The following is an 11,589-nucleotide window of genomic DNA, read 5'->3' as shown; positions in this document are numbered from 1 at the left end:
TCGAAAAATAGCTTAAATGCAATTATTGTTAACGCTATTAATTTTAGAGTAATTGAATCTCAAACAGATTACTTAACTTGTTGGTATTAACACAAAAACTTAGACATTATGAAAAGTATACTTTGGCTTGTAGCCGTGATTTGTATAGTTGTTTGGCTTCTAGGATTATTAGGTGTAGTACCAGGAATGAGCAGCAATAGTCTTATCCATATTTTATTAGTTATTGCAGTAATTGTAATACTATACAATATAATTTCAGGAAGAAAACCTTTATAGATCTCAACATCAATAAATAAAAATAAGCATATGGATTTTATCTATATGCTTATTTTTTTGCCATAATTATCTATTTATCTCAATTTAACTTAAATTTGGTCGCATCAAATTACAAAAGCCATATTTTCCATATGGCTTTTATAATGAAACAATAAGTTATACTAATTATGAGAAAAGAAAGTAAGCATAAAGGCTGGAATGAAATAAAAACAAATGACTCTTGGGCCATATTCAAGATTATGGGAGAGTTTGTAAATGGTTATGAAAAACTAAGTAAAATAGGACCGTGTGTATCCATCTTTGGTTCAGCAAGAACAAAGCCAGATCATAAATACTACAAACTAGCCGAAGAAGTTGCAGAAAAGATTGTAGAACATGGTTACGGTGTTATTACTGGTGGTGGACCTGGTATTATGGAAGCCGGAAATAAAGGAGCACACATTGCAGGCGGAACTTCCGTAGGTCTTAATATTGAACTCCCTTTTGAACAACACGACAACCCATATATAGATAGTGATAAGAGTCTAGACTTTGATTATTTCTTTGTACGCAAAGTTATGTTTGTAAAGTATTCTCAAGGATTTGTAGTAATGCCTGGAGGGTTTGGTACTTTGGATGAACTATTTGAGGCCATGACTCTTATACAAACCCACAAAATAGAGACGTTTCCTATCATTTTAGTTGGTACTGAGTTTTGGGGCGGATTAATGGATTGGATAAAAACAACGCTATTAGAAGCAAATAATAATATTAGTCCAAAAGATTTAGACTTAATTCATTTGGTAGATTCTGCTGATGAGGTTTTAGATGTCCTAAATGATTTCTACAAAGAGTACAACCTAAGCCCTAATTTCTAATGATTTTCTGACCACTTTGGTTTTATGAGGAAAAACGTTGTCATTTTCTTAGTTCTCTGTTTTTGTAACAGTTTTTATATTTCTGCTCAAGAGATGTTTAAAGTTATGTTTTATAACTTACTCAACTACCCTCTTGAAACGGCTGTACCAAATAGAGAACAAGATTTGCAATTCATACTTTCAGACTATCAACCTGATTTGTTTTTAGTTTGTGAACTAAACAATAGTACTGGCGCAAATAATATTTTAAATATTACCAGAAATGCCATAAGTACTGATTTTGAGATGGCAACATACGTTTCCAATACTTCAGATGATAACTATGGAGATCAGAATGATTTACAGAATTTACTTTACTACAACAGTTCAAAGTTTATACTTGAAGAAGAAATTATTGTCCCTACTTATCTAAGGGATTTTAATGTCTATAGGTTGAAATTAAACTCAACAGACCAGGCTACAAATCCAGTAGAGTTTTATGTTATCATAGGACATTTAAAAGCTTCAAGTGGTACTACAAATGCTCAAAGTAGATTTGACATGGTAGAAGATCTAGAAGATTATTTAGATACGCTACCAAGCGATGCTAACGTAATTTTAGGTGGAGATTTAAATTTGTATACTTCGAGCGAACCAGCATTTCAAGAATTGTTGAGCACTAATAACAATATTACCTTTTTAGATTTAGCTGATCGTATTGGTAGTTGGCATAATAATGTTAATTATGTTGATGTATTTTCTCAATCTACAAGAACACAAACAGGAATGGGTGGCACAACTGGAGGTTTTGATGATCGGTTTGATTTTATCTTAGGATCAGAATCTATGATTGCAAATCCGGATATCTCTTACGTTGATGATTCTTATCAAGTTTATGGTAACAATGGTTTAGCATCGTGCCACAACAGTTCAATAAACTCTGTTTATTGTGGTGATTCAAATTCAGAATTTTCGTCTAATATTAGAGATGCTCTGCACAATTTTAGTGACCATTTACCCGTTACAGTGTTATTGGAAACCAATGCTACCTTACTTTACGTAAGTAATGTTGAGAATTCTAAAAAATTGCTACTAGAAAAAACACTTTTTGATGATGTCTTAACGGTTCGTTTGAGTTCAGAAGAGCTTTTTAACGAAACGCTGGAGATTTACAATAGTCTTGGTCAAAAAATTAAAACGTTAAAAACAAATACTGAAAGTGTTCAACGTTTTGATATTTCTGATCTCCAAGGTGGTATTTATCTTTTAGCAGTACCAAAATTGAATTTAGAACCTCTTAAATTTATAATTGCTAATTGATAAGAGCTTTACTCATACTTGTACTTTTTGTTTCCTTTTGTCCAAAAATTTGTGCACAGAACAAAATGGATATTAATGCTGTAGTAGATGTAGAAGCCAAATCAATTGCAATTTCTCAAACCATAATTTACAAAAACGAATCTAAAGACACGCTTTCTGAAATATATCTTAACGATTGGAACGATAGTTATTCTACCAAAAACACACCATTAGCAAAACGTTTTGAAGAAGAGTACAGCACAAAATTTCATTTGGCAAAAAACGAACAGCGAGGTTTTACGGTAGTAACATCAATTAGGGACGATCAGCATAGAACTTTAGATTACTACAGCTTAAAAGAGCATCCTGATGTTATAAAGGTTACTTTAAAAACACCTTTATTACCAGAGGAATCTTATCATATAGATTTGAATTATATTCTAATGATTCCTGATGCGACTTTTACTGATTACGGTTTTACAAAAGAAAAGGATTTTGAACTGAAGTATTGGTACATTACACCTACAGTTTATGATGGCAAATGGAACTACTACAGCAATAAAAATCTCGATGATTTATTTGTTCCAAAATCAGATGTTACCATAAGTTTGAAACATCCTTTAAACTACCAAGCTACGTCAGAATTAGATCTTGTTTCTTTAAGCCCAAATAATCTCACCAAATTACAAACCACAGTATTTACTGGTAAAGACAGAACAAACACGTATTTGTCTTTAAAAAAACTTCCAAGATTTAGTTATATACAAACAGATGATTTTACAGTAATATCTAATATCTCCGAAAAGAATTTAGATCCGAGAAATAAAGCTTTAATTACAGATAGAATTACGCGATTTTTAACCGAACATCTTGGACCTTATCCACATAGAAAATTATTGGTTTCTAAAATTGATTACAATAAAAATCCATTGTACGGCATCAATCAGTTACCTGATTTTCTTCGTCCTTTTCCAGATGATTTTCAGTATGAATTGAAACTCTTAAAAACATCTTTAAAGAATTATTTAGACAATACTTTATTGTTAAACCCACGAAAAGAACATTGGCTAAGCGAAGGTTTACAAATCTATTTTTTAATAAAATATGTTGAACGGTACTATAGCGACACCAAACTGTTAGGAACACTAGCTAATATTTGGGGTATTAGATCTTTTCATGCTTCTGATTTAGATTTTAACTTTCAATATTTCCTTTATTCGATGGAGATTGCTAGGAAAAACTTAGATCAATCATTAACAACTTCTAGAGATTCTTTAACCAAGTTCAATGCAAATATTGCAGGAAAATACAAAGCTGGTGTTGGCTTAAATTACCTGAATGAATTCACCACAGATACTGACTTAACAGCAACCTTTACTGAATTTCTAAAAGATAACAAACTAAAGCATATCAATATAAAAGACTTTGAAAACTACGTCTCATCAAAAACCGATAAAGATGTTAGCTGGTTCTTTAACGATTACGTGAACACTCGAAAGAAGATTGATTTCAAAATTAAGTCTATTGAAACTACTGAAGACTCCATAAAACTGGTTATAAAAAACAAACGAAAAAACACAATGCCAGTATCATTATTTAAACTTAAAAATGATACCGTTATTGGTAAGCTTTGGATTGAAAACATCAACAAGTCCAAAACTGTTATGCTTCCAAAAGATAGCACTGACAAGTTTGTTTTAGATTATGATAACGTGATTCCAGAATACAATCAGCGCGATAATCATAAAGCAGTAAAGAGCTCTTTTTTTAACAACAAGCCATTACAATTTAGACTCTTTAAAGATGTTGAAGATCCTGATTACAACCAAGTATTTTTTATGCCCTTAGTAGAGTTTAATAATATTTATGATGGTTTAACTTTAGGAACAAAGGTTTATAACAAGACAATATTGAGAAAACGCCTCAACTATAGGGTTTCTCCTCAGTACGCTACAAAATCCAAATCATTAACAGGCTCTACCTCTATCTTTTATACTCACAACTTAGAAGGCCAAAATCTATTCGACATTACTTATGGTTTGTCTGCAGGTTACCAGTCGTTTGCTGAAGATGCCTTTTTTACCAGAATAAGACCTTCTATTTCATTTTCATTTAGAGATAATGATGACTTTAGATCAGATCAAATCGATCAGATTTCTTCAAGATATGTTAGCATTACAAGAGATGTTGGAGAACTAGCTACCGTTGAAGTTGATGAACCCGATTATGGTGTTTTCAATTTACGCTATACACATTCCAATCCTGGCATAATCAGTTACTCTAGATTTAATACCGATTTTCAATTAGCAAACAAATTCAGTAAACTCTCTTTTAATTATGAATTTAGAAAGTTGACTAGAAGTAATAGAAATATCAATCTAAGGATTTTTGCTGGTTTTTTTCTAGAGAACAATTCAGACCCAGGTTCTGACTATTTCAGTTTTGCCTTAGATAGACCAAAGGATTATTTATTCGACCTTAATTACTTAGGCCGTTCTGAAGATACTGGTTTATTCAGTCAACAGATTATTATTGCCGAAGGTGGCTTTAAATCTAAATTAGAAACGCAATTTGCCAATCAATGGATGACCACGGCTAATTTTAGCACATCTATATGGCGCTATATTCAATTTTATAGCGATGTTGGTTTGGTAAAAAACAAGTACGATTCTACAAAATTTGTTTATGATTCTGGTATAAGACTTAATTTAGTAGAAGATTATTTTGAAATATACTTCCCTATGTATTCTAACCTTGGTTGGGAAGTTGGTCAACCTAATTATGATCAAAAAATACGCTTTATGTTTACCGTTGATCCTCAGGTACTTTTAGGTCTATTTAGACGCAAATGGTATTAACATATTCTTATCAAAAAGTTAATATTATGAGTTTTTTTAAATAAAAGTTTAAAAAAATTAATCTTTTTTGAGAATTACTCAATATTATAACGTTTTTACTAGTTGCAAAAGATAATGGAATTTAGTAATTTTGTGCATCTTAAAAGTACGCTCTATGAAGATGAACCCTAATACCAAAACCGAAATTACATTTGAAGATTTTAAAACAGAAGTTTTAAATGACTACAAAGTTGCAGTCACTAGCAGAGAATGTAGTTTACTCGGTCGTAGAGAGGTTCTAACAGGTAAAGCCAAGTTTGGAATTTTTGGAGATGGAAAAGAAATCCCTCAGATAGCTTGGGCAAAAGCCTTTGAAAATGGCGACTTCCGTTCTGGCTACTATAGAGACCAAACATTTATGATGGCTATTGGTGAATTAACCATAGAGCAATTCTTTGCTGGGTTATACGCCAACACTGATATAAAAGAAGAACCAATGTCTGCTGGTCGACAAATGGGTGGCCACTTTTCTACGTTTAGCTTAGATGAAAATGGGCATTGGAGAAACTTAACCGAACAAAAGAATTCTAGTTCAGATATCTCGCCAACTGCAGGTCAAATGCCAAGATTATTAGGTTTAGCACAAGCTTCTAAAATCTATAGGAATGTTAAAGGCATTGATACTACAAAATTCTCGAAAGAAGGTAATGAAATTGCTTGGGGAACTATTGGAAATGCCAGTACTAGTGAAGGTTTATTCTTTGAAACCATAAATGCCGCTGGTGTTTTACAAGTACCTATGGTTATAAGTATTTGGGACGATGAATACGGAATTTCGGTACATGCCAGACACCAAACTACAAAAGAAAATATATCTGAAATCTTAAAAGGATTTCAACGTGATGAAAATAATAAAGGTTACGAAATCTTAAGAGTTGACGGTTGGAACTATCCTGAATTGATAGACACTTATCAGCGTGCTGCGAAAATTGCTAGAAAGGAACATGTACCAGTAATGATTCATGTTCAGGAATTAACGCAACCACAAGGGCATTCAACTTCAGGTTCTCATGAGCGCTACAAGAATAGTGAACGCTTAGCTTGGGAAGAAGAGTATGACTGTAATACACAGCTTAGAGAATGGATGATTAGCAATAACATTGCTACAGACGAAGATTTAACAGCCTTAGAAAGACAAATCAAAAAAGAGGTAAGAGATGGTAAGAAAGCCGCTTGGAGCGCTTTTATAAATCCAATTCTTGCAGAACGCAAACAAGCTATTCAATTGCTTGAAAAATTAGCGGCTTCTAGTCCTAATGGTGTCTTTATTACAAAACTGAAAAACGATTTATCTGCTATAGATGAGCCATTACGACGAGACATCGTTTCTGCTACCAGAAAAGCACTTCGCTATGTGGTTGCTGAAAATTCTGTAGAAAGAAGCTCATTACAGCAATGGATTGATAACTACCTAAGTCAAGTTCAACCAAAATATAGCTCTCACTTATATAGTGAGTCTGATCTAAGTGTTTTTAATCAAGCTGAAGTTGAACCTACTTACGATACTCATGCTAAAGAAGTAGATGGTCGTATTGTGCTAAGAGAAAACTTTGATGCTATCTTTAGCAAATATCCTGAGTCGCTTATTTTTGGTGAAGATGCAGGTTATATTGGTGATGTAAACCAAGGTCTAGAAGGTTTACAAGAAAAACATGGTGAACTCAGAGTTTCAGATACAGGAATTAGAGAAGCGACAATCGTTGGGCAAGGTATTGGTATGGCTATGCGTGGCTTACGACCAATAGCCGAAATTCAGTATTTAGATTACATAATGTATGCGCTTCAGATAATGAGTGATGATTTGGCTACGGTTCAGTACAGAACTAAAGGTCGCCAAAAAGCACCACTTATTGTTAGAACTCGTGGTCATCGTTTAGAAGGTATTTGGCACAGTGGGTCCCAAATGGGAGGTATTCTAAATCTAATTAGAGGAATTCACGTCCTTGTGCCTCGTAACATGACTAAAGCTGCAGGATTTTATAACACATTGTTAGAATCCGATGAGCCTGCACTTGTTGTAGAATGTCTTAACGGTTATAGATTAAAAGAAAAACTACCTAATAATATAGGTGAATTTAAAACTCCTATTGGTGTTGTAGAAACCGTTAGAGAAGGTGAAGATATTACGCTTATTTCTTATGGCTCTACACTACGTTTAGTTGAACAAGCTGCTAAAGAATTATTAGAAGTTGGTATTGATGCTGAAGTTATTGATGTGCAATCCTTATTACCTTTCGATATTAATCATGATATTGTAAAAAGCATTGCCAAAACTAATAGATTCATGGTCATTGATGAAGATATTGAAGGAGGAGCTTCATCTTACATATTAAATGAAGTTTTAAACACACAGAATGCTTTTCAATATTTAGATAGTCAACCAAAAACATTAGCTGCCAAGCCACACAGACCAGCCTATGGTACAGACGGTGATTACTTTTCAAAACCATCAGTTGAAGATATTTTTGAAGCTGTCTATGCTGTGATGCATGAATTAAGTCCGGCTGACTTTCCTAAATTGAGATAATAATATTATCATAAAGTTATATATAGAACCATCACATCGCTGATGGTTTTTTTATATTTATATCTCAACCAACATATTATGCTAACCAAAAACGAGAAATCAGAATTAAGAAGCACCATTTTTAGACATTTAGATGGTATTGCAACTGCTACTACAGCTTATGCACTCCATAAAAAAGGAGTCTTGGAATACATCTTAGCGCAAAAAAAAGTAACCCTAGATGAAGTTGTTGGAAAATTCAATGCCAATGACGGTTACCTTAATGTTGCCTTACGCGTATTGTGCTCACAAGGTTGGCTAGAGCAAGTTTTAGACAACGAGACTGACCATATTTTCTATGAGACCAACAGTAGGTCTAATGACGCATTTAAATTGGTTCCAATTTATGAAGATGCTGTGAAGCTTTTAAAGTATTCCGATAAGTTTGCTGAAGAAAAAATGATAAGTACTGACGCTTTTATTGCTTTAGAGCGCGTTTTCAAAATGTTTGAAACCAATTATGGTTTAGATATTTCAGATTCATCATCAATTGAATTTCAAGTTTTAAAACATCTCGAAGGTGTTATTGCTGGTCCTATTATCGTTTTACTTGGTGTAAATGGGTTATTTCATAAGTATTTTATGGAAGCCTCTTTTACGGCTGAAGAGTATCATAAAAACCCTGAAAGCTTCAAAAAAGTTTTGGATTTTCTCGCACATTTAGGTTGGTTCAAAAAAAAGAAAAATACTTATCAGTTTACTGATAAAGGACTGTTTTTTGCCAAGCGCGCCAGTGCTTATGGTGTTACCGTATCTTATATTCCAACATTTTTACAACTCGATGAACTTATTTTTGGAAATCCTTTAGTACTTCAAACTTCATCAGCAAATGATACCGAAAAGCATGTTCATAGAGAAATGAATGTTTGGGGAAGTGGTGGCGCTCATACCACATATTTTAAGGTTATTGATGAAGTTATTATAGATTTATTCAACCGACCAATTGATGAGCAACCTAAAGGTATTCTTGATATGGGTTGTGGTAACGGAGCTTTTATAGAGCATATATTTAATATCATAGATCAACAAACCCTACGCGGAAAATTACTAGACGAACATCCCTTACTTTTGGTTGGTGCAGATTTCAACAAAGCTGCACTAAAGGTTACTAGAGCCAATTTAATTAAAGCAGATATTTGGGCTAAAGTCATTTGGGGAGATATTGGTAGACCAGACTTATTGGCTTCAGATCTAAAAGAAGATTATAATATTGAACTACACGACCTTTTAAATGTAAGAACATTTTTAGACCATAACCGTATTTGGGAAGCTCCTAAAAAAGCCTACAACTTCAACAGTGAATCTTCTGGTGCTTTTGCTTCAAAAGGAAAACGATTGCCAAACAATAATGTAGAAGCCTCACTTTTTGAACACTTACAAAAATGGAAACCTTATGTAGAAAAATTTGGTTTACTCATTATAGAATTACATACTATAGACCCCAAACTCACGGCTAATAATCTAGGAAAAACTGCAGCAACAGCTTATGATGCTACACATGGCTATAGCGATCAATACATTCTAGAAGTAGATGTTTTTAAAGCTGTAGCTAAAGAAGCTGGTTTATATCCAGGTGAGCATCATTTTGCGAAATTTCCAGATAGCGAATTAGCTACCGTAAGTATAAATCTTTTGAAAGGTAGACAATAATCATTTCTGATACTTTAAAGCTAATTTGTTGTACTTTGCACTCAAATTTTTATAATTAAAATGAAAAAAATAATTCTTGCCCTGTTAGTAACCCTTCCACTATTAGGTGTTGCTCAAAAAATCAAAGTAAAAAAAGGTATCGTTTCTTTTGATGGTACTGATGTTGCAAAAGTTGATGACGATGTTAGAAACAACTACAAATTCTCAACCTTAAAAGGAGAAAAAGCTTTTGATGTTGTTTTTAAAGGTATGTCTGCCAATAACCTTGAAGGTTTTCAATGGTTAGAGCTTACTTCTGCTGATGGAAAAGTTACAGAAATACCTTATGAGGTTTTAATGACTTCTTTCAGCGTCACTAAACTCGTTATTAAATTGCTAAGCGAAAAATACGAACTCATAACAATGAATGGTATTGATATGGCTAAAGTTGATGAGTTCTTTGCGGTTGAACGCGAAGTTTTAAGTGATAAATATGCTAAAGCTGTTGTATCTGCAAAAGCTGATGAAGCAGAACGTCAGGCTACTGTTGGTCGTTACAATCCTTTTGTAAAAGATGACGGTACTATTCTTTTTGGTGGTTCTACAGGTACTAAAATTGCTGGTAGAGCTTACTATTCTGATAATACTTACACTGTTAAAGATTTAGATGGAATAACTATTGGTACAGCTAAAGGCTGTTCTACTTGTACTGATGTAGATGCCAAAACTTATACTGACGAAGAGTTTAAATTCGATTATGGTTCTCGTACAATGATGACTGGTAGATTCTCAAGATCTTTTGCTCAAATATTTGTTGAAGAACTATTGGGTAGAGGTTATGAATTACAGCACGAAGCTAAAGCTTACAAAGCGCGATTGCATAATGAACGTGTAAAAATCGCTAAAGAAAACAGTGTTAATTTATATGGTGCAGATGGATACGTTCAAGAAGAAGACGGTACCAAATATTCTGGAACTGTATATGCTATTTTTGAAAAACTTGAAATAGATCCTACCAAACAACAAAGTGATTATGCAGAAATGAACTCCATAGATAAGTTCGGGAAGTTTGTGAGCATAAAATACCTCAATGAAAAAAACAGAGAGCGCACAAAAAAATTCGCAGCAAAACAAAACATAATGTTTTGTGCTATGGATAATGGTGAAGAAAAGTGTTTTATGGGTTTAAAAACTAAAGGTAACGCTCTAAAAAAATTATCTAATGCTGCTAGCTTTGGTTTTGACAACTCTTACTTTTATGAGATTGTTTATCAAAACGGAAATCATATGGTATTATCTAAACCTGGTGAAGAAGGTACATACGTCTTAAAATTCTCAACTAAAGATGAAGGTTTTATGATTGATACCAGATCTAACGATAAAGTTTCTGAGAAACTTGCTAAATACATTTCTGAGTGTGATGCACTTTCTAAAGATATTGAAGAAGAAGAATTTGACTTAAGTAACTTAGAAAACTTAAAGCAAATTATAAACGAATATTGCAAAAGTTAACATATAAGGCTTAACGAAAAATATAAAGAAAGAAGGTGAAATTACCTTCTTTCTTTTTTTAATAATACATTAGAGCATGCAAATAGAATCTATATCCACCATAAAGAAAGAACTTCAACATTTACCAAAGGAAGATCTATTAGAGTTTTGTTTACGTTTAGGCAAATTCAAAAAGGAAAATAAAGCACTACTAACATATTTATTGTTTGAAGCTAATGATGAAGACAGTTATATCTCAAGTGTAAAATCTACCTTAGATGAACTCTTTAACGGTATGAATACCAACAGCTATTTCTACATGAAAAAGACCATCCGGAAAATATTAAGAGAAATTAGAGTGTACAGTCGTTATTCCTTAAAAAAATCTACCGAAGTTGAGCTCCTACTCTATTTTTGTGAGCGCTTAAATGAACTAAGACCATCCATTCACAGAAACCGAACACTAAGTAATTTGTATGAGCGACAAGTGATTTCTATCCAAAAAAAGATTGGTGCTTTACATGAAGATTTACAATACGATTACAATCTGCAATTAGAAGCTTTGAAGAAATAACTTCAACTTTTATTATAAAAT

Annotated in this window: 8 protein-coding genes; all 8 read left to right on the top strand. The window is 33.0% G+C overall.

The window, feature by feature from the left end:
* Window positions 1-108 precede the first annotated feature (108 nt).
* Complete coding sequence (locus tag AC2H4K_RS14355) at window positions 109-276, top strand: lmo0937 family membrane protein (RefSeq protein WP_281139863.1); 168 nt, start codon at window positions 109-111, stop codon at window positions 274-276.
* A 167-nt stretch (window positions 277-443) separates the two neighbouring features.
* Window positions 444-1,133: an LOG family protein gene (locus tag AC2H4K_RS14350; RefSeq protein ID WP_281139864.1), complete on the top strand. Its 690-nt coding sequence runs from the start codon at window positions 444-446 to the stop codon at window positions 1,131-1,133.
* 105 nt (window positions 1,134-1,238) lie between these two features.
* Window positions 1,239-2,432 (top strand): T9SS type A sorting domain-containing protein, encoded by a 1,194-nt coding sequence (locus AC2H4K_RS14345; RefSeq protein ID WP_281139865.1) that lies wholly within the window; start codon window positions 1,239-1,241, stop codon window positions 2,430-2,432.
* A 65-nt stretch (window positions 2,433-2,497) separates the two neighbouring features.
* On the top strand, window positions 2,498-5,269 hold the full coding sequence (locus tag AC2H4K_RS14340) for a gluzincin family metallopeptidase (RefSeq protein WP_493742536.1): 2,772 nt from the start codon (window positions 2,498-2,500) through the stop codon (window positions 5,267-5,269).
* A gap of 154 nt (window positions 5,270-5,423) precedes the next feature.
* Window positions 5,424-7,835, top strand: coding sequence for an alpha-ketoacid dehydrogenase subunit alpha/beta (locus tag AC2H4K_RS14335; protein WP_281139867.1), 2,412 nt, complete (start codon window positions 5,424-5,426; stop codon window positions 7,833-7,835).
* A gap of 78 nt (window positions 7,836-7,913) precedes the next feature.
* Window positions 7,914-9,524 carry a class I SAM-dependent methyltransferase gene (locus AC2H4K_RS14330; protein WP_281139868.1) on the top strand — a complete coding sequence of 537 codons (1,611 nt, stop codon included), beginning with the start codon at window positions 7,914-7,916 and terminating at the stop codon, window positions 9,522-9,524.
* A 60-nt stretch (window positions 9,525-9,584) separates the two neighbouring features.
* Window positions 9,585-11,015 (top strand): hypothetical protein, encoded by a 1,431-nt coding sequence (locus AC2H4K_RS14325; protein ID WP_281139869.1) that lies wholly within the window; start codon window positions 9,585-9,587, stop codon window positions 11,013-11,015.
* A 76-nt stretch (window positions 11,016-11,091) separates the two neighbouring features.
* Window positions 11,092-11,568 (top strand): hypothetical protein, encoded by a 477-nt coding sequence (locus tag AC2H4K_RS14320; RefSeq protein ID WP_281139870.1) that lies wholly within the window; start codon window positions 11,092-11,094, stop codon window positions 11,566-11,568.
* The last annotated feature ends 21 nt before the right edge of the window (window positions 11,569-11,589 follow it).

The organism is Winogradskyella sp. 266wxhm (assembly GCF_058964685.1).
The sequence above is the reverse complement of the archived record's forward strand: the minus strand, read 5'-3'. Positions and strand labels throughout refer to the sequence as shown.

Excerpts from the sequence above, each read along its gene's own strand:
- AC2H4K_RS14325 (WP_281139869.1), top strand. The coding sequence starts at position 9,585 with ATGAAAAAAATAATTCTTGCCCTGTTAGTAACCCTTCCACTATTAGGT.
- AC2H4K_RS14340 (WP_493742536.1), top strand. The coding sequence starts at position 2,498 with ATGGATATTAATGCTGTAGTAGATGTAGAAGCCAAATCAATTGCAATT.
- AC2H4K_RS14345 (WP_281139865.1), top strand. The coding sequence starts at position 1,239 with ATGTTTTATAACTTACTCAACTACCCTCTTGAAACGGCTGTACCAAAT.
- AC2H4K_RS14330 (WP_281139868.1), top strand. The coding sequence starts at position 7,914 with ATGCTAACCAAAAACGAGAAATCAGAATTAAGAAGCACCATTTTTAGA.
- AC2H4K_RS14320 (WP_281139870.1), top strand. The coding sequence starts at position 11,092 with ATGCAAATAGAATCTATATCCACCATAAAGAAAGAACTTCAACATTTA.
- AC2H4K_RS14350 (WP_281139864.1), top strand. The coding sequence starts at position 444 with ATGAGAAAAGAAAGTAAGCATAAAGGCTGGAATGAAATAAAAACAAAT.
- AC2H4K_RS14335 (WP_281139867.1), top strand. The coding sequence starts at position 5,424 with ATGAAGATGAACCCTAATACCAAAACCGAAATTACATTTGAAGATTTT.
- AC2H4K_RS14355 (WP_281139863.1), top strand. The coding sequence starts at position 109 with ATGAAAAGTATACTTTGGCTTGTAGCCGTGATTTGTATAGTTGTTTGG.